23 protein-coding genes are annotated in these 24875 nt (G+C 64.6%); 14 read left to right on the top strand and 9 right to left on the bottom strand.

What is annotated here, in order from left to right; genetic code table 11:
* Window positions 1–122: 122 nt before the first annotated feature.
* The 4 genes from ACFWUP_RS22005 (at window position 123) to ACFWUP_RS22020 (ending at window position 7442) form a co-directional block, all read left to right on the top strand.
* Complete coding sequence (locus ACFWUP_RS22005; protein WP_379237105.1) at window positions 123–2354, top strand: ATP-dependent endonuclease; 2232 nt, start codon at window positions 123–125, stop codon at window positions 2352–2354.
* Window positions 2351–4027, top strand: a complete 1677-nt coding sequence (locus ACFWUP_RS22010; RefSeq protein ID WP_379237107.1) for a UvrD-helicase domain-containing protein — start codon at window positions 2351–2353, stop codon at window positions 4025–4027. The genes ACFWUP_RS22005 and ACFWUP_RS22010 overlap by 4 nt, the downstream gene beginning before the upstream one ends.
* Before the next feature lie 193 nt (window positions 4028–4220).
* Window positions 4221–5003 (top strand): abortive infection family protein, encoded by a 783-nt coding sequence (locus ACFWUP_RS22015; protein ID WP_379237109.1) that lies wholly within the window; start codon window positions 4221–4223, stop codon window positions 5001–5003.
* 687 nt (window positions 5004–5690) lie between these two features.
* Complete coding sequence (locus ACFWUP_RS22020; protein WP_379237111.1) at window positions 5691–7442, top strand: recombinase family protein; 1752 nt, start codon at window positions 5691–5693, stop codon at window positions 7440–7442.
* A gap of 34 nt (window positions 7443–7476) precedes the next feature.
* Here ACFWUP_RS22020 and ACFWUP_RS22025 read toward each other — a convergent pair whose 3' ends face one another.
* Window positions 7477–8211 carry a TetR/AcrR family transcriptional regulator gene (locus tag ACFWUP_RS22025; protein ID WP_379237198.1) on the bottom strand — a complete coding sequence of 245 codons (735 nt, stop codon included), beginning with the start codon at window positions 8209–8211 and terminating at the stop codon, window positions 7477–7479.
* A gap of 357 nt (window positions 8212–8568) precedes the next feature.
* Between ACFWUP_RS22025 and ACFWUP_RS22030 the strand changes: the two genes are divergently transcribed.
* Window positions 8569–9135, top strand: a complete 567-nt coding sequence (locus ACFWUP_RS22030; RefSeq protein ID WP_379237113.1) for a hypothetical protein — start codon at window positions 8569–8571, stop codon at window positions 9133–9135.
* Between the two features lie 6 nt (window positions 9136–9141).
* Here the strand turns inward: ACFWUP_RS22030 and ACFWUP_RS22035 are convergent, their stop codons facing one another.
* Window positions 9142–9300: a hypothetical protein gene (locus ACFWUP_RS22035; RefSeq protein ID WP_379237115.1), complete on the bottom strand. Its 159-nt coding sequence runs from the start codon at window positions 9298–9300 to the stop codon at window positions 9142–9144.
* On the opposite strand from ACFWUP_RS22035, the gene ACFWUP_RS22040 reads away from it, so the two are divergent.
* The 4 genes from ACFWUP_RS22040 to ACFWUP_RS22055 all read left to right on the top strand — a co-directional run bounded on the left by ACFWUP_RS22040 (window position 9278) and on the right by ACFWUP_RS22055 (window position 12427).
* Window positions 9278–9451, top strand: a complete 174-nt coding sequence (locus ACFWUP_RS22040; RefSeq protein ID WP_379237117.1) for an alpha/beta fold hydrolase — start codon at window positions 9278–9280, stop codon at window positions 9449–9451. The two genes, ACFWUP_RS22035 and ACFWUP_RS22040, sit on opposite strands and share 23 nt — an antisense overlap.
* Window positions 9452–9741: 290 nt before the next feature.
* Window positions 9742–10605, top strand: a complete 864-nt coding sequence (locus ACFWUP_RS22045) for an ABC transporter permease (protein ID WP_379237119.1) — start codon at window positions 9742–9744, stop codon at window positions 10603–10605.
* On the top strand, window positions 10598–11431 hold the full coding sequence (locus ACFWUP_RS22050; RefSeq protein WP_379237121.1) for an ABC transporter permease: 834 nt from the start codon (window positions 10598–10600) through the stop codon (window positions 11429–11431). Before ACFWUP_RS22045 ends, ACFWUP_RS22050 begins: the two co-directional genes overlap by 8 nt.
* A gap of 3 nt (window positions 11432–11434) precedes the next feature.
* On the top strand, window positions 11435–12427 hold the full coding sequence (locus ACFWUP_RS22055; RefSeq protein ID WP_379237200.1) for an ATP-binding cassette domain-containing protein: 993 nt from the start codon (window positions 11435–11437) through the stop codon (window positions 12425–12427).
* 1 nt (window position 12428) lies between these two features.
* Here ACFWUP_RS22055 and ACFWUP_RS22060 read toward each other — a convergent pair whose 3' ends face one another.
* Window positions 12429–12749, bottom strand: a complete 321-nt coding sequence (locus ACFWUP_RS22060) for a hypothetical protein (RefSeq protein ID WP_379237123.1) — start codon at window positions 12747–12749, stop codon at window positions 12429–12431.
* Between the two features lie 329 nt (window positions 12750–13078).
* On the opposite strand from ACFWUP_RS22060, the gene ACFWUP_RS22065 reads away from it, so the two are divergent.
* Window positions 13079–13597 carry a DUF4254 domain-containing protein gene (locus tag ACFWUP_RS22065; RefSeq protein ID WP_379237125.1) on the top strand — a complete coding sequence of 173 codons (519 nt, stop codon included), beginning with the start codon at window positions 13079–13081 and terminating at the stop codon, window positions 13595–13597.
* Window positions 13598–13600: 3 nt separating this feature from the next.
* Here ACFWUP_RS22065 and ACFWUP_RS22070 read toward each other — a convergent pair whose 3' ends face one another.
* Genes ACFWUP_RS22070 through ACFWUP_RS22080 form a run of 3 tightly spaced genes read right to left on the bottom strand, consistent with a single transcriptional unit; the run spans window position 13601 to window position 16215 of the window.
* Window positions 13601–13936 carry a hypothetical protein gene (locus ACFWUP_RS22070; RefSeq protein WP_379237127.1) on the bottom strand — a complete coding sequence of 112 codons (336 nt, stop codon included), beginning with the start codon at window positions 13934–13936 and terminating at the stop codon, window positions 13601–13603.
* Window positions 13937–15088, bottom strand: coding sequence for a fatty acid desaturase family protein (locus ACFWUP_RS22075; protein WP_379237129.1), 1152 nt, complete (start codon window positions 15086–15088; stop codon window positions 13937–13939).
* A gap of 35 nt (window positions 15089–15123) precedes the next feature.
* A complete protein-coding gene (locus tag ACFWUP_RS22080) occupies window positions 15124–16215 on the bottom strand; it encodes a ferredoxin reductase (protein WP_379237131.1) in 1092 nt (363 codons plus the stop codon).
* Window positions 16216–16386: 171 nt separating this feature from the next.
* On the opposite strand from ACFWUP_RS22080, the gene ACFWUP_RS22085 reads away from it, so the two are divergent.
* Entirely contained in the window at window positions 16387–17007 is a 621-nt protein-coding gene (locus ACFWUP_RS22085) for a TetR family transcriptional regulator (protein ID WP_379237133.1), read from the top strand.
* A gap of 51 nt (window positions 17008–17058) precedes the next feature.
* Here ACFWUP_RS22085 and ACFWUP_RS22090 read toward each other — a convergent pair whose 3' ends face one another.
* On the bottom strand, window positions 17059–18396 hold the full coding sequence (locus tag ACFWUP_RS22090) for an MFS transporter (protein ID WP_379237135.1): 1338 nt from the start codon (window positions 18394–18396) through the stop codon (window positions 17059–17061).
* Between the two features lie 142 nt (window positions 18397–18538).
* Here ACFWUP_RS22090 and ACFWUP_RS22095 point away from each other — a divergent pair, with 142 nt between their 5' ends.
* Both ACFWUP_RS22095 and ACFWUP_RS22100 read left to right on the top strand, forming a co-directional pair.
* On the top strand, window positions 18539–19093 hold the full coding sequence (locus ACFWUP_RS22095; RefSeq protein ID WP_379237137.1) for a PadR family transcriptional regulator: 555 nt from the start codon (window positions 18539–18541) through the stop codon (window positions 19091–19093).
* Entirely contained in the window at window positions 19090–21117 is a 2028-nt protein-coding gene (locus tag ACFWUP_RS22100) for an FAD-dependent oxidoreductase (protein WP_379237139.1), read from the top strand. The genes ACFWUP_RS22095 and ACFWUP_RS22100 overlap by 4 nt, the downstream gene beginning before the upstream one ends.
* A 258-nt stretch (window positions 21118–21375) precedes the next feature.
* On the opposite strand, the gene ACFWUP_RS22105 is transcribed toward ACFWUP_RS22100, so the two are convergent.
* Window positions 21376–22449 (bottom strand): phosphotransferase enzyme family protein, encoded by a 1074-nt coding sequence (locus tag ACFWUP_RS22105; RefSeq protein ID WP_379237141.1) that lies wholly within the window; start codon window positions 22447–22449, stop codon window positions 21376–21378.
* Between the two features lie 15 nt (window positions 22450–22464).
* A complete protein-coding gene (locus ACFWUP_RS22110) occupies window positions 22465–23799 on the bottom strand; it encodes a purine-cytosine permease family protein (RefSeq protein ID WP_379237143.1) in 1335 nt (444 codons plus the stop codon).
* 234 nt (window positions 23800–24033) lie between these two features.
* On the opposite strand from ACFWUP_RS22110, the gene cmrA reads away from it, so the two are divergent.
* Window positions 24034–24837, top strand: coding sequence for a mycolate reductase (gene cmrA, locus ACFWUP_RS22115; protein WP_379237145.1), 804 nt, complete (start codon window positions 24034–24036; stop codon window positions 24835–24837).
* Window positions 24838–24875: the final 38 nt, after the last annotated feature.

Genomic DNA, 24875 nt, shown 5'->3' on the forward strand with positions numbered 1-24875 from the left:
CGAACCTCGTCTGACCGCCGCCTCCCCCAGGACGATGGGGAGCTCGTGAGCCGACGCCGACAGGTCTGGAGGACAACGTCGATTGCTGGCATCGCCATCAGCGACGCGCATCCGACGGAAGGATGCGCGACGAACGGCTCACGATCGCCGACACCACCAAGCAAACCAAAACCGAAACTGAAATACCGACCGGTTTCAAAATTTCGACGAAGACGAGTTGGCTTCCACCCCAGCGTATTTCACCTGAAGCGTTGGAGTATTCTCGACCCGCCCACCCCCATGGCGCTGATACTCGCACGGCGTGGTGGCGGACGAGCAAACGGATAGCGGCTTTCGCCGAAGTATCGTCCCGGCGAAACCTCGCCAAACGCCCGCACGACGGGTGTTCAGCATTGACGCAGCGGAAGACGGGTCGGGTACCGATGAAGATCACGATGTTGCGACTGTGCAACTTCCAGTCCTTCGGGCCAACACCGACAGAGATCGACCTCCACGACCTCACACACGTGCTCGGACCGAATGGGTCGGGTAAGACCGCGGTCTTAGAGGCGATGTCACGGCTGTTCAGCCCGCTGGCTGGTCAGCGTGAAATTCGCGTCAGGGACTTCCACGTGCCCGTCGGCCGCTCCGGGACAGAGGTGCAATCCGAGGAACCGACACTGTGGCTGGAGGTGGACGTCGAGTTCCCAGAAGCGGCAGTTGACGGGCAGCACGCGTCGATCCCACCAAACTTCTCGCACATGGCGATCGACACTGCTGACGGGGTCCCCCGTACGCGGATTCGCCTGACGGCAGCGCTCGCACCGGATGGCGTCATCGACGAAAAGATCGAATACGTACTGGATGCCGACGAGGCGGGCGAGCCCACCCATCGATCCGAGATGTCCAGATACGACCGTCGCCATATCGAAGTGCACTACTTGCCCGCCCGTAGGGACCCCACCGATCACGTCTCCTACACCGCCACTTCCGTTATCGCACGCACCCTTCGCGCCGCCGACTGGGCGTCCGAACGCACAACCCTGGGCCGGCTCACTGCTGAGATCACCAACGCGCTAGTCGCGAATCCGACCGTCGCGAGCATCGGGAAGCGACTTGCCGACCAGTGGCAGGGACTCCACCATGGCGACTACTTCAAGGATCCGTCGATCGCGTTCGGGCGCGGCGATCTAGAGGGTGTGCTTCGTCAGCTCACCGTGAACTTCTCACCGACTCACGGCGAACCCCCTCTCCCGTTCGAGCGGTTGAGCGACGGCCAGAAGTCGCTGCTCTACATCTCACTGGTGCTTGCCTGGCAGGCCCTTTCACGGCGAGTTCTGGCAGGCGAAGAGACATCTCTCGATGCAGACAAGCTGCGACCCCCTATCCACACCGTCATCGCACTGGAGGAGCCCGAGAACAGTCTCGCGCCGCAGTATCTCGGCCGGATCGTCCGCCAACTGCGAAACGCCAGCGCAAACGGAGATGTTCAAACACTCATCGCGACACATGCACCGGCACTGTTGCATCGCGTCGATCCTCGTACCATCTGCTTCCTACGCCTGAACGGCTCCCGAGAAACAACAGTCCACCGCATAACCTTGCCCGAGAACGACGAAGATGCCGCGAAGTATCTGCGCGAGGCCGTAAAGGCCTACCCAGAACTGTATTTCTCCCGGTTTGTTGTGCTGGGCGAGGGTGCCAGTGAGCAGGTTGTCCTGCCTCGGCTCCTGGCCGCCGCAGGTATCGCCGAGGACGACGCATCCGTATCCGTCGTCCCGCTGGGCGGACGCCATGTCAATCACTTCTGGCGCCTCCTCGAGGATCTACAGATCCCGTATGCAACGCTGCTCGACCTCGACTCAGGCCGTTTCCACGGGGGTTGGGGCCGAGTTCGCAATGCCCTGAAACAGCTAAATATCGTGAAGCCAGAGACCTTCTCAAAGATAGCAATAGAAGCCCTTCCTAAATGGGATGAACACTGCGACTTCCCGGACCATGAAGCCACCACTAAGGAAAACGACTACGTCAGAACACTCGAGCAACATGCGGTGTTTTTCTCATCGCCGGTGGACCTCGATCTGACGATGATGGCGGCATACCCCGATGCATATAAAGTTGATCCCACTGAACCTGACCACGACACAATTGTCGCCGTACTCGGCAAGAGCCATGTGAACCACGAACTACTCTCCACGGACACGCTCACCCTCTTTGACGATTACCACGACAAATTCGATCTCGGCAGCAAGCCCGCTGCACACCTGGCCGCACTAGCCGACATGAGCGACAACCAACTGATAGATGGTGCGCCCGGCGTACTCAGCCGACTTGTCGAGCATGTCCGCACGAGCCTTGAGGCGCTGCCGGAATGATCCGCCGCGATCAATGGATCCCGGTCGATGGGCTCACTCTCGAGCCGAACGCTATGTCTGCCGCGACGATCTCGAAGGAGAACGTGGTCGTCTCAGCCGGACCAGGTGCGGGCAAGACTGAGCTTTTGGCCCAACGGGCAGACTTCCTGCTGCGTACAGGTGAGTGTCCATACCCTCGCAGAATTCTTGCCGTGTCCTTCAAAGTCGACGCCGCTCGCAATCTGCGCGAGCGAGTCCGTCTTCGCTCCGGGCCGCAGCTCGCCGCACGGTTCGACAGCCTCACGTTTCACGCTTTCGCGAAACGGATCATCGACAACTTCCGACCTGCCCTCACCGGATACAACGCGCTCAGCCCGGGCTACAGGATCGACCCCGACACCCGCATCGCCGGCGAACAGGTCACCTTCGCAGATCTCGTGCCACTCGCCCTAGAGATCATCGAGACCAACGCGTACGCGCGCGGAGGCATCCGCCAAACCTATAGCCATGTCTTCCTCGACGAATTCCAGGACTGCACCGACCAACAGTACCAATTGGTCAAAGCAGCGTTTGACCCAAAAACAGCGATCCTGACGGCGGTCGGGGACACCAAACAACGAATCATGACTTGGGCGGGCGCACTAGACGGAGTCATGCAAACCTTCGCCGATGACTTCTCCGCCCAACCACTCCCCTTGTATCAGAACTTTCGCTCTGCACCCCGCCTTCGCCGGATGCAGAACAGAATGATTTCACGCATGGACCCCGGCGCAGTTAGCCCTGTAAAGGAGCCGACTGACGACGATGGTGTCATCGACGTCCTAAAATTCGACTCCGAACGCGACGAGGCGAAGGCAATCGCAAACATTATCGAACAGTGGCTCAAAGAGGGAGTACCGCCGCATGAAATTTCAATCCTGGTGCGCCAGCAGCCACATCTTGTGGCCGCAGCATTATGTAGCGAGCTCACCCTCCGCGGGATCCCCTTTCGGAACGAGCAACAGAGCCAGGACCTCTCCGCGGAGCCGGTAGCCGCCCTCATTTTCAACTTTATACGGATAGTCGCAACCAATCGGCAGCCCCACGCTTATGCCGAACTTATGCGAGTCGTCCATCAGTCGAGCAACTCCGAGAACGAGTCGGCACGCTTCGATAGCCGACTAAAGGGAATACTCCACTCGGCTCGAGCGACCGTGCATTCGAGCACGTTCGAGGCTGAGAACCCCGCCGCATGGGGGACTCTCATTGGAGAATTCCTGAGCCTGGTATCGCGACCCGTCCTGACCGCATTGTCGCCCAGCTACGAGCAAGGTACCCGTCTTGATGACGTCATCGAGCAGGCACACAAAGCCTTCTATCGTGAACTTTTCGTCGACGGCGATGCCAATCAAGCACTCCGACGGCTATCCGAAGTAGACGCAATTAGGATTCTAACCATCCACAAGTGCAAAGGCCTGGAGTTCGACAAGGTTGTCGTCCTCGGCGTAGAGACGCAGCTCTTCTGGGCCGACCCCATCACTGCGATCTCCGAGTTTTTCGTCGCCATCTCGCGCGCCAAGTACCATTTGGTGCTGACATACGCGAAACGACGCGTTCGACCGGACGGCGCTACGACACGATGGCATTCTCAGCGGACCCCGCACAGGGAGTTCTTGGAATTCGCCCACGAGGACGCATTAACAGCGAGCGGCTAGCCAGAGCATATGCCCAGTCACCGCCATATAGCTTCAGGATGATCAACAACTGCCTGAGCAGCACCGATCGGCGGTGGGATTGGGCGCGATCCGCATCGGTTCTGTGGGGCCGAGAGTTCGCGCCTCCCACCTCATCTTTCGCGCTCACAAAGAGGAGTGCACTGAGAATTCTTGTGGGTGCGATGATCTGCTGATGCCATCCGTTCGTTCCAAGCTGCCCTATAAAGTCACCAAGCTCGCAACTGACATGTTCGCGCGAGATACCGGTTTCAGCGGGCCCGAGCTCCATCGGATCTTCGCCGACTACACCGACGTGCTCGGCTCGTACACGATGTCGGGTGGTGGCCCATCGCGCTGGCAGCTGTTCGAAACGGGACTCAACAGTCTCTCCAGCGATGACCAGCGTCGGTTCCTCCTCGACCTGTGCACCTACGACGGTCCGAGCAAGTATCCGATGCCCTCCGAGGAGGACATCGCGAAGTTGCGGAGCCTGTTGCTGCAAGGCAGCGCACCAGGCTCGACGGCCGCGTCGGACAGACTTGAGCAGCTTGAAGATTGGGACGGTGTGCAGCGTTCGTGGACAGCGGCCTTGGACAAGGTCGTCAGTGATCCGGAAGGCGCGATCACGGCGGCTCGAACCACGTTGGAGAGCGTCTGCAAGCACATCTGCGACGAGCGAGGGGTCGCGTACGAGGACGGCGGTGATCTCGCGAAACTGTACAAGGCGGCAGCGGCGGCAATGGAGATCGCACCGGACCAGCACACCGAGAAGATCATCAAACAGATCCTGAGCGGAGTGGCTACCGTCGTGAGCGGACTCGCGGCGATGCGCAACAGCTTGAGCGACTCACACGGGCGAGGTAAAACTTCGGTTCGCCCAGCACCGCGACATGCGAAGCTGGCGGTCAACGCAGGATTCGCCGTCGCTGGCTTTCTGATCGACACCCATGTCGAAAAGCCGGCCCGGCCAACATAGGGTCGCGCCTGGGGGTGTTCGGAAAACGACACCGTTTGCCGACCTCGGTTCATGGACACCAACGATGGGAAGCCACCTGACGTTCGCGAATCGCGGCATCGGCGTCAACAGAACGATTCTCAACACCTGTTCAGGATGGTTCGGGCGCTCCTGCAGCTCGACCTTGGATGTCGGAATGCGGCGGCGATCCAGGAGTAGGCCAGTACCACGAAGGTGGCGTGGATGAATCGCATGAAGATTGTTCGGAGGACCAGTGACTCAACGCAGGAACCGGCAGATAGCTCGTGGACCAGGAGTTTTTCCGGCGGATCTGATTGCGGACTCCGCAGTCGATGACGTATCCCGGGCACATGCCACCCAACTACCGAACCGATCCCGGCCAGACGCGCCAGGCAACGGCAGGGATATCCGGCCGCTCAGCGTCACTGCGGACATCACCATCGTCGATGGCCCCGTCGGAGCCCAGCTCGCCCAAGTCCAAGCGCGCGCGATCCGGGAGGTCTTGACATGGTGGATCAACCACAACAGCCCTGGGGCCGATCGGCAGCAACCGGAAGCGGCGTAGCAATCAACGGCTCCGAGACTCGGTCGCCACAACAGATTCTGGCCGAGCTATCCGCACCACTGATCGCACCAGGGTCGGGGCTGATTCGTGCCGCGTTCATCGGTCGCACCTCGACTGACGACATGCAGGACCCGACGCTGTCTCTGCCACGCCAGCTCGGCAGCTGCACCAAAGTGTTGGCGGGGTTGCCCCAGAACGTCATCATCACCGCTCACTTCTACGACGTGGAGTCCGGCCGCAGCGACCTCGACAAGCGCGGACGCGGCACCGCTCACGAACAGTTCGCGATCCCGATCCACCGCGACGGCGGCATCGCCGACATGCTCACCGAGGCCGCCGCACCAGAGCGGCGCTTCGACATCGTCATCTGTGAATCCATCGACCGGATCTGGCGTCGCACAGTCTTTTCCACCCGCATCGAACACAAACTCCAAAGCCTCGGTGTCGCGCTACTCGCCGCCGACGAGCCGATCGATCTGGCCCGCGGCGCCAGCCCACGCGCAACGAATGTTCTGACCCGCCGCGTCAAGCAGGGCATCGCTGAGTGGTACGTCCTCGAGATGCTGGAGAAGTCCCGGGGCGGATTCGAACAACACACCGAAGCCGGATTCAACATCGGCCAAGCGCCGTACGGCTATGCGGCCGAGAAGGTTCCCCACCCCGTCCCGGCCCGGCGCGCGGAGGGCAGAAGTAAGACCCGACTTGCCATCGACCCGGTCCGGGCGCCCGTCATCCAGACGATCTACTCATGGCGCATCAACGAGAAGCTCGGCTATCGGGCGATCGCCGAGCGGTTGAACTTCGATCTCGATCGGCACCCTGCGCCGATCGCACCCGACCCGTCCAAGGCCTCAGGCAAGTGGGGACCCACGACCGTTCGCGACATACTTCACAATCCGAAGTACACCGGCTACCAAGTCTGGAACCGGCGTGCCTCGAAGAACAAGTGCAAACCGAACCCGCCGAGCGAATGGGTCTGGTCCACCAAACCGACCCACCCCGCCATCATCGACTTGGACACGTTCACTGCGGCCCTGCACGTCGCCAGGGAACGCGTACGGTCCCGCAGCGACGCCAGGCCCGCCAGCGCCAACCCACACCGCCAAACGGCCCACACCTACCGCATGCGGTCCTACGTGCGGTGCGAACTCTGCGGCGGCAAACGCATGCACGGAAAGACCCGCAAGAGCTACACCTACTACAACTGCCAGCCCCGCGGTCAGCTCCGGCCGGACAACCACCCACCATCGATCCTGCTCCCCGAGCCCGAACTCCTTGCCGCCACAACTGAGTTCTTCAACACGCATGTCTTCGGACCACATCGCCGCGAACTGTTCGCCGCCGCGATCACTGTCGATGACAACGACCGCGCCCGAACCCACCTTGACAAAATCCAAGGCCTCCGACGCACGATCGCTGACACCGAGAGCCGACTCGGCCGACTCCTCCTCACACTCGAGGAGCGCGACGATCCCACCGGTGCCATCTTCGACCAGATCCAGAAACGCCTGATCACCCTCACCACTGAACGCGACACCAAGCAAGCTGAACTCCACAAGCTGGAAGCCACGGCCCCACCACCGCCGAACGACGGAGTCGAACTTCTCGACCAGCTTCCGCACACCGTCATCGACGTGGCCGAGATGCCGGAAGACGTACTGCGTCAGCTATGCGACGCCTTCGCACTCCGGATCATCTACAACAAACTCCATCACCATGCCCAGTTCAGCATCGACATCGCCCGGCCGACCCTCCCCCAGCTCGAACGATGCACCGCGGCCGCCGAGATGCACCACCGTCGCAGTTCTGCGGCGATTCCTGCCGGGGGCGCACAGAACAGCCCGCTACCTGCGGCGATACCTCGCCGACAATAGCGGGCGTCACGGCTCGACACAGTCGAGCCACCGCTCACGGGCGTTGTCTTGCGCGGCGCATCGCTTCGAGCCGGTCGAGCAGTGCCTCGAGCGAGTCTTCGAATTCATCGGCCGCACGGTTGGCTGCCAGGTGGCTCTGCAGGCGAAACACGTGGGGGTAGTCCGCCAACTCCGATGATTCGTGCTGTCCGGGTTCGGCGGTGGTGACCGGGCTCAGCTCGACCCCCTTTGTCGCTACCTCGAGGAGGAGGTGGCCGAGCAGGAACGTAGCGAAAGACCGGTAGACCTGGACTGCCTGATGGTCGTCGAAGCCGTAGTGAAGCATGGTTTCGAGGAAGGATTCCATCCAATTCAGACTGCGCAAAGGCGGGCAGAGCCAAGGCGCCTGCGGTGGACTGGAGGCCATCAACGGGAAGACCTCGGGGTGCTCGATCGCGACGCGGCGCACGCCGTGCGCTAGACGCTGCAGGTACCCCTGCCAACTGCCGCCCTCCTCGTCGGGCTCCATCAGGTTCTGATCGTAGAGCTGGTCGACGAGGTGATCGACCACACCGGCCAGCAGGTCGTCACGACCGGAAACGTATCGGTACAGGGCCATCGCTTCGACGCCCAACCACGAACCCAGACGGCGCATCGTCAGATGCCCCAGGCCTTCCTCATCGATCAGCGCAATCGCCGATTCCAGGATCAGGACCCGGTCCAGCCGTGGGGGGCGGCGCGCATCCCCGTCCCGCGAACCGTTGTCGCGCAGCTCGGCGCCCGAGTCGATCGTGTCCTCGCTCAGGGCAGAACTCCTGTCAAAATCTTCGGGTCCCGGCCTTCCAGCACACCGCCATAATCCCAGGATACCGGGGATGTTCCGACTGGTTTCGATACACCCCGCCAAGCAAGAGTGGATACGGAAGTTTACAAGATAAACGGACATATGTTTATCTTGTAAACGGCGACCGTGGAGCTGTCGCACTCCGAGTCCGCTCGCGTCACCCGGGGAAACGTTGGGCCTGTCGAAGGGACAGTGGCGTGTGGGAACCACAGCGGAGTAGCGGCAGGAGTCACGGGCCCGTCGGCTCAGCGCTAGTGGCCGTGACGTCACGGGCCGTTCGGTTCGAAAATGAGGAGTGACCTGATGGAAAAGTCTGCGATGCTGCGGATGGACAGTACTGCGCGAACGACGCCCGGCTACTCCGACCGGCAATGGGCGGTGCGTGAGGCGGTGCTGAAATGGGCACACAACGAGGACGTTCTCGACAACCCGGTGCCGGTCCTCGGCGCCTTCGTCGTCGGGGCGTCAGTTGGTTGGCCGGGAGAATCGCTCACCGAGGACGAAGTAGTTCGTGCGTCACTGTGGTTGACGAGGATGGAGCTGTTCAACTCCGTCGATCTCGACCCGGCCTTCGGTCACCGCGCAACCATCTACCGCCCTCGGATCACCGCCGAAGGAATCCGAGTCGCTCGCGGTCCCGGTGGTGTTCGTGGCGTTTCCTGGCCGGGCATCACGATTCGCCCGCCCGATCAGCCGATACCGCCGCCGCGATCTCACGCCTCCCCCGCAACACACCGGGTAGACGACAACTGCCGATGGCCCTTGCCCGCCACCACGGCACCCATCACGACGAGCAGCACTGCCGTGACACCGTCGTGTCGGCCTGAAGCCACACCACGCAGCGGGGTGGACGAACCCGGGAAGCGATGATCCGATTCATCCGTCATCGGACGCGAGGCCTCGGGTGATCCGATCGAAGACCGCGGTCGCCCGAGCATCGAGGAGCTCGGCGTCGATGCCGAGGTCGCGAGCGAAGGTCTCGCGGAAGACGCAGTAGCCGAGGTTGTTGATCGTGCAGGGCGCCGACGACGTCATCGCGCCGCCGGAGGGTTCGCAGCGGCTGCAAGCGCGGATCGGCGCCCGCACCGAACGGGTGGTGATCGAGCGCGCAGGCCACTGTCTGGTCACCGAGCAGCCCGACGCTGTCGCCGAGGCGACGGTCGATTTTCTGCGTCGGCACCGGTGACGCGCCGAGACCACGGCGGCGGCGTATGAACCAGCCGACCGTGCTGCGCCGATCAGATGTGGCGGCCCGCCGTGAAGGCACTCGCTGCCCGCATCCCACAGCAGGCCCGGTAATCTTCTGCCCATGTGGATCATCCTTGCCGTCTCCGTGGTCAGCTCCGTCGCCATCGCGATCCTGTTCGCGACAGGCTTCCCCACCGACTGAGCGGCCACCGGTAGCACCCGCGCAGCAGTACCGATCCGTGCCGTTTTCGTCCTGATTCAGCGCGGTCGGCCTACAGTTGACTGATTGTGCGGGGCGATGTGGTGGGGGATGGTGGGCTTGCCTTCGCAGCGCGGCGTCGCCGCAAGCCAGGGACTTTCCGGGTGTATTGGACGTTGGCGCGGGCGGGGTTCAAGCGGCAGGCGCAATACAAACTGGCGATGTTCGCCGGGCTTTTCACCAACTGTGTGTTCGGGTTCGTCCGTGCGGCGGTGATGGTCGCGGCGGTGCGTTCGGCCAGTGATTTCGGCGGCTACGACGAGGGCACCATCGGGGCGTACGTGTGGTTGTCGCAGGCCCTGCTCGGCGCCACCCAGTTCATGGGACCGCAGATCGACCTGGTCGACCGGATCAAATCCGGTGACGTCGCCATCGACTTCCTGCGCCCGATCGACGTCCAACTCGGCTACCTGGCCACCGATTTGGGCCGCGCGGCCTGCACAATCCTGCCGCGCGGGGTGCCGAGCATCGTCATCGGCGCCACCACCTTCGGCCTGTCGATGCCGGACACCCCGCTGGCCTATCTGCTCGGTCTGATCAGTGTGCTGCTGGCCGTGGCGTTGTCGTTTCTGTGCCTGTTCGCGGTGGCGCTGATCGGGTTCTGGGTGGTCGAGATCCGTGGGATCCGGGTGCTGTACCAGATCGTCGGCACGTTCCTGGCCGGGCTTTTCGTGCCGGTGCACATGTTCCCCGACTGGCTGCGTGTCGTGGCGATGTCTACGCCGTTTCCGTCCATCCTGCAGGCCCCGATCGATACGCTGTCAGGGCGGGCTGCCGGCTCGGATGCCTTGATCATCGTGGCGGTACAGGGCTTCTGGGTGCTGGTGATCGGACTGCTCGGCAGGGTGTTGTTGCGAGCGGGACAACGCAGGCTGGAGGTACAGGGTGGCTGAACCGGATTCCGCGCGCATCGTTGCCGGGACCTGGTTCACCCCCTATCTCGCAGTATTGCGTTCGCGTGTGAAAGCACAGCAGGTGTACCGGCTTTCGTTCGCCACCGAGGTGTTCAGCGCGTTCCTGATCGGGCTGGTGGAGTTCGGCGAGGTGTGGGTCATCTTCCACAATGTCGGCGTACTCGGTGGTCTCGATGTGGAGGCCGCGCTGCTGCTGTTCGGGCTGTCCAACACCTCGTTCGCGCTGGCCCAGGTCGCGGTCGGGCACCTGGATTCGCTGCCGTCGATGATTCGAATGGGCACCCTCGACGCCTATCACCTTCGCCCACAACCACTTCTGCTGCAGCTGGTAACCAGCGACATCTCGTTACGCAGGCTGGCCCGCGCCGCCGTGGCGGTGATCGTGCTCGGAATCGGACTGTGGCGCAACGATATCGACTGGGGCATCGCGCCAGTTACCTTGATCGTGATCACCTTGATAAGTGGATTTGCACTGTTCTGTGGCCTTTTCGTATGTGCGGCAGGACTACAGTTCTTCTTGATCGATGGTGCCGAGCTCACCAACAGCTTCACCTACGGCGGTTCGTTCGCCGCGATGCAGCCTGCCTCGGTGTTCCCGACACCGCTGAAACTGTTGTTCGGGTTCGCGATTCCCGTCGCGTTCACGGCATATGTGCCGACGATCGCCCTGCTCGGATTGCCGGGGCCACCACTGTTGCCCGCGTGGTCGGCGTGGCTCACCCCACTCGCCGCGGCGTGGGTGTGGCTACTCGCCTCGGCGGCATGGCGTATCGGTACGAGGCACTATCAGGGAGGAGGGGGATAGATGATGGACTCCCACGAGAACGCCGAACCGATCATCGACATCGATGACCTCACCCGGGAATTCACCGTCTACCGCAAGAACGGCCACCGCTGGCGCCGCCACCGCGACACCATCACCGCCGTCGATCGGATGAGCTTCCGGATCGAACGCGGTTCGGCGGTCGGCTATATCGGCGCCAACGGCGCGGGCAAGTCCACGACCATCAAGATACTCACCGGCATCCTCGTCCCGACCACCGGCTCCGTGCGTACCTGCGGCCTCGAGCCGGTACGCCAGCGCAAGGAGCTCGCCTCGCGCATCGGCGTGGTGTTCGGGCAGCGTTCGCAGCTGTGGTGGGATCTGCCACTGCACGAGTCGTTTTCGATCCTGGCCGCGATCCATCGCCTCGACCCCGATGTCGCCGACAAGCGCACCCACGAACTGGTGGAACAGCTCGAGATGTCGGACACCCTCGACACCCCGGTCCGCCAGCTCTCGCTCGGCCAGCGCATGCGCGCGGAAGTGGCTGCCGCGCTGCTGCATTCGCCGGAACTGGTGATCCTCGACGAGCCGACGATCGGCCTGGACGTGCTGTCCAAGCAGCGATTACGCGAGTTCCTGCGCGCCGAACGCATCGAGCGCGGCACCACCCTGCTGCTCACCACCCACGACATGGGCGATATCGAACGCCTCTGCGATCGGGTGCTCGTGGTCGACTACGGGCGGCTGGTGTACGACGGTTCGCTGACCGGGCTCGGCGCCACCGTCGGCGCGCGCCGGGTACTGGTGGTCGACCTGGCCGCTCCCACACCGGATCTCGACGATCTGCCCTGCGGGGCCCAGTTACTGTCCAGCGAAGCGGGCGGCATGCGCCAGCGCCTTGCCTTCGACGCGGAGAAGACCACCGCCGCGGCTTTACTGGCCGCGGTGTCGGACCGGGCGCAGGTGCGCGACCTGTCGATCGAGGAACCCGATATCGAGGATGTGGTCCGCCGGATCTACGAGTCGACCCGCTGATTCAGCTGTGCCCGTCCGGGTTTCCCGCGTACATGCTCACCTCGCCGCCCGCCCCGAGGAAGGCGTTGACCAGCATGATCCGTTGCGCGCGCAACTGTTCGTCGTCGGGGGCGCCGGTGGTGATCGAAATCTGTGGGATGGCAGCCCAATTCACGACGTAACGCTCGGGTGGGCCGTCGTCGCCGGACAGGCGCGCGAGCCGGAACACCGACACCGCACGACGTTCCATGAGGCCGCGCACGACATCGGCGATGCGCTCCGGGTCTTCCAGTGCGAACAGGAATCCGAAGGTCAGCTCTGGCGAGGAAACATAGGCCGGCACAAGTATCGAGGTTAATGCACAGGGCACCGAAATGGTTGCCGGAAATATGCCGTGGCGGTTACCTGGTAGTACTCACGGGGAGACGCTGCCGTAATGGTGGATAACAATTGCCGCCGACCGCGGAGTTTGTACTCCGTACTATTGCGCGTCGCCGCCGAATCGCGCTTTCCTGAAAGGGTCCCGATTTTTCCCCGGGCCGTCTTCCACCGCAGCGTCGCGGACTTTCGTCGACGTCCGGGCGGGGCTACGCCGGTGCCGGGGAGTGGCACCCTCACATATCCTTCTCGGCGTCGGCGTATCCAGCCACCTTCGCGTCATCAGGGGCAGCCATGCCGATCGATCATCGCCTGGACGCCGCACAGCTACCGACACCGTCGGCACTGCTGCGGGCCTTCCTGCACACCCACCACCCCGATCCGACGCGACACCAGGTTCTCGACGCCGCGAGCGGACTCGCCAGCTGCCACGATCGCAGGCGCAGAATCCTCGAACAGGCCCGCGACCCCGCCGCGTCGAGCAGCGGCGTCGCGGCGTGCGGGCGACTCGTCGACGCCATCGACGACGACCGCGGCGCGCTGATCGCCCGCATCGACGACTGGGTCGCCACCCACGTCGAACACCGCGACGGCGCCTCGCTGCACACCGAGACCCTCGGCGCGGTGATCGACCGGATGGCCGCGAAATGGATTGCCGCGCAACAGGCATTGGCCGCACAAACGACGACGACACCACGGCAGCGGGAGGCTCGCACCCATCTGCAGTGGTGTCGTCTTGCCGAATTGACCGACGGCTACCGGGATCTGATCACCGATGTCACCGAACACCGCAGGCGGTTGCCGGTGTGGTGAGGATCAGACCTGCTCGCCCGTAACCGGGGTTTTGTCGCCGGTAGCCGGAGCTTTGTCGCCCGCGGCCGGTTCGGCGAACAACGTCGGCGCGTCGAGATCTTCGGATACCGGAGTGTCGAGGTCGACGGTCTCGGCGAAAGCCGCGTCCTTCTCCGCATCTCGACGAGCAGCCGCAGCGGCTTCTCTCATCTCGATCGCATCGGTGACGAATTCGCCGATCTCGCGAGCAACCTCGGCGACGGTCCCGGTGATCAGCGAGACGATTTTACCGACCCGCTGCGCACCGGATGCCGTCAATTCCTGGACCAGATCCTTGTTGCTTTCGAATTTCCCGACCATTTACCCGCTCACAGTGGAGGATTCCGGCTGATTTCGCATAACGATAACACCGGGCTCGGACGGCCTGTTCACGAAACGATCCGGCACCGAGAGCTGGAAGATCTTGGCCCAGACCGAGCCGATCTGCTTGGAGAAACGACCGGTGTTATAGGGCAGGCCGTACTTCTCGGCCAGCGCCTTCACCTCGGGCGCGATCTCCGGGTACCGGTTCGCCGGGATGTCCGGGAACAGGTGGTGTTCGATCTGGTGCGACAGGTTGCCCGACATGATGTGGAACAGTCGCGAACCCTTGATGTTGGCCGAGCCCAGCATCTGGCGCACGTACCACTCGCCGCGGGTCTCGACCTCGGTCTCCTCCTTGGAGAAGGTCTGCACGCCCGAGGGGAAGTGACCGCAGAAGATGATCGAGTAGGTCCACACGTTGCGCACCAGGTTGGCCGCCACGTTGCCCGCCAGGGTGGACACGAACAGCGGACCGGTCAGCGCCGGGAACATCACGTAGTCCTTGAGGACCTGCTTGCCGGCCTTCTTACCCTGCCCCTTGAGCAGCGGCTTGATGTCGGACCACTTGCGCTTGCCCTTGATGATGTTGTCGGCCTCGAGGTCGTGCAGCATCACGCCCCACTCGAACAGCATCATCAGCAGGAACGCGTACACCGGGTTACCCAGGTAGTACGGGTTCCACTTCTGCGCGGGATCGATGCGCAGGACGCCGTAACCGATGTCGCGGTCCATGTCGACGATATTGGTGTGGGTGTGGTGCATGTAGTTGTGCGAGTGCTTCCACTGGTCCGCCGGGCAGACGGTGTCCCAGTCGAATTCGCGGGAGTTGATGCCGCGCTCACGCATCCAGTCGTACTGGCCGTGCATGACGTTGTGGCCGATCTCCATGTTGTCGAGGATCTTCGACACACCCAGCGCGGCGACACCGGCCAGCCAGAACGGCGGCAGGAAGCCCAGGTACATCAGCCCGCGGCCGGCGATTTCGAAGCCACGCTGGGTCTTGATGATGTTGTAGATGTAGTCGCGGTCGCGTTCGCCGAGGTCCTCGACGACGCGGGCGCGGATCGCGTCCAGTGCGGCGCCGAGCTCTTCGACCTGATCCGGGGTCAGGATGACCGGGCCGTCTTTGCCTTCGGTGAGGATCGTCATGGCTATATCTCCCCTTGTTGGTTCTTGTGTGTCGTTCAGAGTGCGATGTCGACGTCGCCGACAGCTGTGTTGATGCAGACCTGGATCTGCTTGTCGGGCTCGGCGTCGAGTTCGCCGGTACGGATGTTGCGGGTGCAGCCGGAGACCTTGGTCGCCGTGCAGGAGAAGCAGATCCCCATGCGGCAGCCGTATTCCGGGGTCAGCCCGGATGCCTCGGCCTGCTCGAGCAGCGTTGCTCCGGTGTTCTCGGCGGCGACGTCGCTGCCGGAGAAGGTGACCGTGCCGGTGGCCTCGGACGGGTCGGTCGGGACCGTGGTGAGCGTGAATTCCTCACTGAACACCCGATCTTGGAGACCTTCGGCTTCGAAGATCGTCTTGACCGCCCGCATCAGCGGCGGCGGCCCGCACACGAAGGTCTGCGCGTCGGCGAACCACGGTGCGACCCGCTCGAGTTCGTCGTAGTCGAAGAACCCACTGCCGGTGGAGGCTTCACCGTCGATCACGGTGCCCGGTTCGACCGGGTAGCGGTATTCGATTCGGAAGTTGGCGCGGCGCTGCGCGATCGAGGACAGTTCCGCACGGTGCGGCACCATTTCGGGCTGCCGCGCGTAGTGCAGGAAGGTGACGTCTCCTGTGTACCCCTCAGCGTCGAGAGTACGCAGCATCGACAGCACCGGCGTGATGCCGGAGCCGCCGCTGACCAACAGGATCTTGTCGGGCCGCTGCTCGGGCAGGTGGAATACGCCCGAGGCAGGCGCCAGGTCGACGACCATGCCCGGCTTGGCGTTGGCGTGCAGGTAGTTCGACACCAGCCCGCCCGGATGCGCCTTGACGGTGATCTGCAGGTAGCGCTCGCCGGTGCTCTCCGGGTCGATCGGCGAGTAGCAGCGGGTGTGGCGCACGCCGTTGATCGAGACACCGATCTGCACGTACTGACCGGCGGCGTGGCCGCGCCACTGCCGCGAGGCGCGCAGGGTCAGTGTCACCGAGCCCGGCACCGCGTGCGAAACATGAGTGACCTCGGCCCGCAGCTCCCGGGCGGTGAGCCCGGGACGGACGAGCTCGAGGTACCGGTCCAGCGGATGCGGCGTGGTCAACGTCTGCACCAGATCGATCAGTCCCACCATGTCCTGTTGCCCCTTACGAGAAGTCCTTCGACGCGCCCTTCATATTTCAGTGCACGTCTGTACACTCACCAGTGTGCCCGATGACCCCGGGCCACTGTCAACCGGCAATAATGTGAGGCGGACAACATAATGACGAAGGCCGCTATGGTGAACGGACGTATACTCACCGACGTGACCGATCAGGCGGGAACCCGCAACGAACGCAAAGCGCATACCCGTGCGGCCCTGCTCGAAGGCACCCTGACCTTGGCATCGGAGCGCGGATTCTCGGCATTGAGCCTGCGTGAGATCGCGCGCTCGGCCGGCATCGTGCCGACCGCCTTCTACCGTCACTTCGCCTCGCTCGACGACCTCGGCGCGACGATCGTCGACGAGGGCGTCACCGCGCTGCGACTGGCATTGCGCGAGGTCAGACGCAAGCCGGACGCTCATCTGGCCGATACGGTCCGCTTCGTGTTCGAGCAGGTCCGCGCCAAGCGCGCCCTGTTCGGTTTCCTCATTCGCGAGCGTCACGGTGGGCCTGCTCCGCTGCGTCAGGCCATCGCGATGGAAATGCAGCTCATCGTGCGCGAGATCGTCGCCGATCTGTCGCGCCTGCGTGCACTGGATTCATGGAGCACCACCGAGCTGGAGATCGCCGCGGATCTCCTCGTCACCACCGTCACCGACGGTATCGCCGCGTTCGTAGCGTCCACCCCCCGTGAGGAATCGGCGATTCAGGAACGCACTGTCATGCAGATGCGCCTGATCGCGTTGGGCATCGCGGGCTGGGTACCCAAAAACGCGGAGTGAACTCAGAGTACGGGCGTACACACAACTATTCGGCGCTGCTTCGGTGACACATCACAGGACGGGCTTTTCTGCGGGTGCGGGCGCACGGACCGGGAGAAGTACCAGCAGGCCGAGAGCCAGCACGACGAGCAGGCCGGCGATTCCGGCTCGATCGCTGTGGAAAACCAGCACGAACAGGCCGAACAGCGCGGGCGCCAGGAACGACACGGCACGGCCGGTCGTGGTGTACAGCCCGAACAGCTGACCCTCCCGTCCCGGCGGTGCCAGGCGGGCCAGATACGAACGGGCCGAGGCCTGCGCGGGACCGACGAACACGGTGAGCGCGAGGCCGAAGATCCAGAACATCGTCGGGCCCGACACCAGCATCAGCGCCAGCCCGCACACCAGCATCCCGACCAGCGACGCCACGATCACCCGCTTGGGCCCGATCCGGTCGTCGAACCGGCCCGCCACGATCGCGGCCGCCCCGGCGACGACGTTCGCGGCGATGCCGAACAGCAGCACGTCGGCGTCGGCGAATCCGTACACCGTCACCGCGAGCACCCCGCCGAAGGTGAACACCCCAGCCAGCCCGTCCCGGAACACCGCACTGGCCAGCAGGAAGTACACCGTGTGCCGGTCCTGTCCCCACAGTTCGCGGACATCGCGCACGAGCACCCGGTAGGAACCGAGGAAGCCGACCTTGGCCGCGCCGGGGTCGGCGCCGGTGCGCGGCATCTCGGGCACCGCGAACAGCACCGGCAGCGCGAACACCGTGAACCACACCGCCGCGAGCACGATGACCAGCCGCACATTGAGGCCCTGATCGGTGGGCATCCCGAGCAGTCCTCGGGTGTCGCCGTCACCGGCGAGGAAGCCAACGTAGCAGATCAGCAGCAGCGCGATGCCACCGAAATAGCCCATCGCCCAACCGAATCCGGATACCCGACCGACCGTGGCCGGGGTCGAGACCTGGCGCATCATCGCGTTGTAGGGCACGCCGGCGAGTTCGAAGGTGGCCGAGGCGAACGCGAGCAGGGCCAGGCCGAGCCACAGGTCGTGGTAGTCGTCGTGGACGAAGAACATCAGCGACATCGCGCCCGCCGTCAGCGCCGTCAGGGTCGCCAAGGCCCGTTTACGGGAGCCGACCGCGTCGAAGTACTGCCCGCAGACCGGCGCCGTCAGCGCGACCACCAGCCCCGCCCCCGCCAGCGCCCAGCCCAGCCACGCGCTCGCCGGTGTCGGACCGGGCAGATCGTCGCCCACCTTGTCGGTGAGATACACCGAGAACACGAAGGTCAGCGTCACGGCCTGGAAGGCCGAGGACCCCCAGTCCCACAATCCCCACGCCAGTACCTGCCCACGCCCGGCCGCCTCGCCGACGGTCTCCGACGCGTTCACCTCGGTCATGAGCCGAACAGTAACGCCGAACCGGCGACTGCGCCGCGCATACCGCGCACGCCGTGTCCCGACGCGCGGTCCGCGACATTCGGCCCGTCAATCCATATGAACCTGGTTGCATAGTACCGAGTGTTGCGGATACTCTCGTCCCATGGCACTGGAGCACGCGCTACTGGTCTCGCTCACCGAGCGGGCCGGCTCGGGATATGAGCTCGCGCGCCGATTCGACAAGTCGATCGGCTACTTCTGGAGTGCCACCCACCAGCAGATCTACCGGGTTCTCAAGCGTATGGAGGAGTCCGGCTGGGTCACCGTCGAATCGGTGAATCAGCAGGGCAAACCCGACAAGAAGGTGTACTCGGTGGCCCCCGCCGGCCAGGCCGAGATCGCCCGTTGGCTCGCCGAACCCACCGACGCCGCCCCCGCCCGCGACGAACTCGGCGTGAAGATCCGCGCCGCCGCCTACGGCGACATCGATGCCATCTGCGCGGAAGTGGAGCGCCATCGCGCCCAGCACGCGCAGCGACTCGACGAGTACCGCCTCAGCGAAAAGAAATTCTTCCCGGTGCCGGACCAGCTCTCCGGCACCGCTCTGCACCAGTATCTGGTCCTGCGCGCGGGTCTCCGCGCGGAGGCCGGCTACCTCGAATGGTGCGACGAAGTACTGCAGGCCCTGCGACCGCGAAAAGGTGAACCTCGCCCATGACCTACCCACAGCTGTTCTCTCCCCTCGACCTCGGCCACACCACCCTGCGCAACCGGGTGGTCATGGGTTCCATGCACACGGGCCTGGAAGACCGCGCCTGGGACACCAACAAGCTGGCGGCCTACTTCGCCGAACGTGCGCGCGGCGGTGTCGGCCTGATCATCACCGGCGGTTACGCCCCCAACCGCACCGGCTGGCTGGCCCCGCTCGGCGGCAAGCTCACCAACAAAACCGAGGCCTACCGGCATCGCACCATCACCAAGGCGGTGCACGCCGAGGGCGGCAAGATCGCCATCCAGATCCTGCACGCCGGGCGTTATTCCTATATGCCGACCAGTGTTTCGGCGTCGGCGATCAAGTCGGCGATCAACCCGTTCAAGCCGCGCGCGCTGTCGTCGAAGGGTGTCGAACGCACCATCGACGATTACGCCCGCTGCGCCGAACTGGCCAAGTTCGCCGGCTACGACGGCTGCGAGATCATGGGCGGTGAAGGGTATTTCATCAACCAGTTCCTCGCCCCGCGCGTGAACAAGCGCACCGACAAGTGGGGTGGCACGCCGGAGAACCGGCGCCGGATGCCGGTCGAGATCGCGCGCCGCATCCGTGAAGCGGTCGGCCCCGATTTCATCATCGTGTTCCGGCTGTCGATGGCCGAGCTGGTCGAGAAGGGGCAGACCTTCGACGAGATCGTCGCCCTGGCACAGGAATTGGAGGCCGTCGGCGTCGACATCCTCAATACCGATATCGGCTGGCACGAGGCGCGGGTGCCCACCATCGTCACCTCGGTGCCGCGCGCGGCGTTCGTGGAGTTCACCGCCAAGATCGCCCGCAAGGTGAACATCCCGGTCTGCGCGTCGAACCGGATCAATATGCCCGAGATCGCCGAGGAGATCCTCACCCGCGGTGACGCGGCGCTGATCTCGATGGCCCGCCCGCTGCTGGCCGACCCCGAGTGGGCCAACAAGGCCCAGAGCGACCGCGCCGACGAGATCAACACCTGCATCGCCTGCAACCAGGCCTGCCTCGACCACGCCTTCGGCAACAAGAAGGTGTCGTGCCTGGTCAACCCGCGTGCGGGCAGCGAGACCACGCTGAACCTGCTGCCGACTCGCCGCGCCAAGCGGATCGCCGTCGTCGGTGCCGGTCCCGCCGGACTGTCGGCCGCGGTGAGCCTGGCCGAGCGTGGCCATCACGTCGACCTGTTCGAAGCCGACGACAAGATCGGCGGCCAGTTCGACATCGCCCGCCGCATCCCCGGCAAAGAGGAATTCGACGAGTCGATCCGCTACTTCCGCCGCAAGATCGACCTCACCGGCGTCACCCTGCATCTCGAAAAGCGGGTCAGCGCCGAGGAATTGATCGAAGGCAAGTACGACTCGGTGATCCTGGCGACCGGCGTGCGCCCGCGCATCCCCAACATCCCCGGCATCGACCACCCGATGGTGCTGTCCTACGCCGAACTGGTGAAGGAAGCCAAGCCGGTCGGCAAGAAGGTCGCGGTGATCGGCGCGGGCGGCATCGGCTACGACGTGAGCGAATACCTCACTGTCGAAGGACATCCCACGCTCAAGCTCGACGAGTGGAAAGAGGAGTGGGGCGTCGATTCCGAGAACGAGCAGGTCCCCGGCCAGCTCACCAAGCCCAAGCCCTCCCCCGCCGCCCGCGATGTCGTTCTGCTGCAACGTAAGTCGACCCCCTTCGGCAAGGACCTCGGCAAGACCACCGGCTGGGTCCACCGCGCGGCCCTCAAAGCCAAAGGCGTCGAACAGGTCGGCGGCGTGAACTACGACCGGATCGACGACGCGGGCCTGCACATCAGCTTCGGCGAGAACCACGACAACCCCCGCGTGATCGAGGTCGACAACGTGATCATCTGCGCAGGCCAGGAATCCGTCCGCGAACTCGAAGAACCCCTACGTACCGCAGGCGTCGACCTACACCTCATCGGCGGCGCCGACCTGGCCGCCGAACTCGACGCCAAGCGCGCGATCGACCAGGGCACCCGCCTGGCCGCTGTGTTGTAGGAGCTGTGTTTGTTGGAGCGCTGGCGCGCTCGAGCGCGGCCCCCTGGGGGCCGCGAGTTAGCCACCGTTGCTGGAGGCTTCGCCTCGGACGCAACGGCGGCTAACTCGCGGCCGGGCCGCTACCGCCGCTGCGCGGCGGGACCCTCCTCGAGGTCGGGTCGTGGTGGCTGGGAATGCGGTCATGGCGGATCAGGGGTGTAGTCGGGTGAGTGTCGCTGGGAATGCAGCCGGCGCGGGTCTCGGCGGTGCCGGGCGCGGTCAGCGCAGGGAGGCGTCGCGAATCACATCGCGGAGTTCGCGGCCCTCTGCTGTCTCGTACCAGCGCAGATGACCGAGAAGCCAGTCGCGGTAGGCGATTTCGGCGTTGCGTGGGTCCTTGGCGATGGTGAGGAAGTAGTCGATCTCGGAGAGTTCGTAGCCGATGTGGGCCAGTGGGAGCAGGTTCGGGAGCAGGCTCTGTTCGGTGGCCGACAAGGGCCGGGCGGATCGATATCCCTGGATCAGGGCGGTGATCTGGTCGGCGCGGACGTCAGCAGGTCCGCCATCGCGCAGCGAGATCCAGTCGACGGCGGTGCGCTCGATGGCGGTGGCGAGGTCGAAGACAGCCGTTGTCCGGTCCGCCAGCCCGAAGTCGATCACCGAGCTCACCTCGTGGTCGTCCCACAGCAGGTTGGTCCCATGCCAGTCCCCATGCGTCCACAGTGGCGCGACGTCGGCGAGACCGACGTGCAGATCGGGAACCTCAGCACGCCAATTCCTTTCACTCAGGAAACGAGCAACCGCCGGTCGGCGCGCGATATGCCATTCGAACGCCCCCAACACACCACCGTGCAGACTCGCCACCAACGGCCGAGCCGGGCGCGCCGGTGCGTCGAAACCCTGTGCGGCCGAATGCAATCGACCCAACATCACCCCCGCCGCCACGGCATCGTCGGTATCCCGATAGGGCGTCCACGAGAAGTCCGCGCGATACCGGTCCTCCCCCACCCCCGCCCGATGCACCTCGTAGACGAACCGATCACCCACGGTCGCGAGTACTTCAGGCACCGGAATCCCGTGGCCCCGCAGGTGCGCCATGAAGCGGTGCTCCTCGGCCAACGCCACACCATCGCGCAATCGCACCGGCATCCGCTTCACGACGAGCCGCTCACCGTCGTCCGTCCGCACACCCACCGTCGACGACAGCGGCCGCGCACCCCGCCATTCGACAGCGGCGCACGACCCACCCCACGTCGCGGCGACCGCGCGAGCGATCTCGTCCTCGGTCAGGGCGGGCCAGGTCGGCGCGGCCAGCGGGTCATCGCCCATCCCGAACACTTGGTCGTCAGGCATGGCGGCCGCCCATCCTCATCGCCGCCGGTTGACGACCACCACGAGCCCGGTCGCGGCAGCGGCTGCGAGGAACGAGAACAGTGACGCAGAGGTCCACCAGGTCGGGTGGATGCCGATGGCGTCTTGCGCCTTGATCCAGCGGCTGGCCCACCATTCGACCGAGCCGGGGTTGCACAGCTGGTACACCACGAACCCGATCGCCCAGGGCAGCAACATTATCGGACGAGCCGGTGAGTCATCGGACAGGTTCCACCCGCGACGTCCCTGCCCGAAGAAGAAGTCGACGACCAGCACCGCCGTGAGCGGGACGAAGATCGACCCGATGAGCAGCAGGAAGTTGGCGTAGTTGCTGAAGTCGGTCACGAACAGCGCGGCGACGGTGGCGATCGCCCCGACCACCCCGGCCAGGATGCGCCGGTCGACGCGCGGCAGCAGGTTCTGCAGTGACATCGCCGTGGAGTACACATTCGCGAACGACTGGTCCGTCTCCCGCAACACCAGCACCGCGAAGAACACCCAGCCCGCGGTGATCCCGAGGAACGAGTCGAACAACCGGTTCGGGTCGCCGTCCACGTGCAGCAGCGCCACGATCCCCAACAGGTAGCACCAGATCTGCGCCACGGAATACCCGACGAACATCGCCGAACTCCCGACCTTCACCGACTTCGAATGCCGCATGTAATCCGCGGCGAGCGGCACGAACGACACCGCGACCGCCAGCGCGGTATCCACGGCGGGAAAGAACCCCGACCAGGAGGTTTCGCCGAGATCGGGCAGCGGCTGACGCACTAGCTGCACCGTGAAATACAGCATCGCGATACCCACCGCGACCGTCACGTACTTGCGCAGAATCCCCACCACATGCATGGGCCAGATCGCCATCACCGTGCTCAGCACCCCGGCTGCGATCACCACCACGGCGTGCGGCACCCGCCCGTCGGTGAGCGCCGCGATCCCCGCCGCGATCACCGTCAGCTCGTACACACCCCACCCGATGCACTGCACCACATTCGCGATGGTCGGCAGCCCGGAGAGCTTGGTGCCGAACAGCCCACGAAAGTTCGCCATCGCGGGTGCACCCGTCCTGGCCCCGACCGCACCGGCGGCGGCCACCATCGAGGTGCCGATGAGCGTGCCGACCACGGTCGCCAGGACCGCCCCGACCAGCGGCAACCGGTCGTACCCGGTCGGTTGCAACACATAGATGGCCCCGGTGAACCCGATCAGGCTCACGCCGAGATTGGTCCAGAAGGCGGCCTGATCGGCGAATCCGAAGGTGCGCGGCGGCTCGGTACTGAGCAGCAACGGCGCTTCTTGCCCGGTGCGCGGCGGCGGTGAGTCAGTTGTCATAACGCCTCACATGCTATTGCCGCGCGCCCGGTTTCCCTCGATCCACCAACGAACCGCCGTCGAACATCACCCTGCGGTCGGAACTCCCTCGATTCACGCGCGAACCGCCGTCGAACATCGCCCGGCGGCCGGACTCTCTCGATCCGCCGAAGATGCGGGTACGCGTCGACGTGGAAGCCGTCGGAGCCGCCGCCCACCGACGCGGACACCGCGCGATCCCCTAAGCTCCCCCTCGTGAGCTTGCCCTCCCCCACTGCAGACAATCGTGCCGTCGTCACCGGCGCGTCCTCCGGCATCGGCACCGCGCTGGCCGCCGAACTGGCCGGTCGCGGCTATTCGCTGATCCTGGTCGCGCGCCGCGGTGAGATCCTCACCGAGCTGGCCCAGCGCCTGACCCTGGCCCACGGCATCACCGCCGAGGTCCGCGCGGTCGACCTGGCCGACCGCACCCAGCGCGCGAGCCTGTGCGACGAACTCGCGGTCCGCGATATCGCCGTGCTCTGCAACAACGCGGGCGTGGCGACCTTCGGCCCGGTCGCCGAACTCGACTTCGCCTACGAGCGCACGCAGATGGAACTCAACGCCACCGCCGTGCACGACCTGTGCCTGGCCGTGCTGCCCGGCATGCTCGAGCGCAAGGCGGGCGGCATCCTGATCAGCGGCTCGGCCGCGGGCAATATGCCGATCCCGAACAACGCCACCTACGCGGCGTCGAAGGCGTTCGCGAACACGTTCTCGGAGTCGCTGCGCGGCGAGCTCAAGGGCAGCGGCGTGAACGTCACCCTGCTGGCGCCGGGCCCCGTGCGCACGGAAACGCCTGCGCCGGAAGACCAGTCGATCGTGGACAAGATGGTCCCCGACTTCCTGTGGGTCTCCTCCGAGTACACCGCCAAGGTGTCCATCGACGCGCTGGCCCGCAACAAGATGCGCATCGTTCCGGGCCTGATCAGCAAGGGCATGAGCGTCGCGGGCAACTACGGCCCGCGTGCGTTCACCGCCCCGGTCGCGGGCGCGTTCTACAAGAAGCTCGGGGGCTGACCACGCTGAGCGGACATTCTTCGACGATTCGGTACGAA

It is taken from the genome of Nocardia sp. NPDC058658 (assembly GCF_042716665.1).
Lineage (GTDB): Bacteria > Actinomycetota > Actinomycetes > Mycobacteriales > Mycobacteriaceae > Nocardia.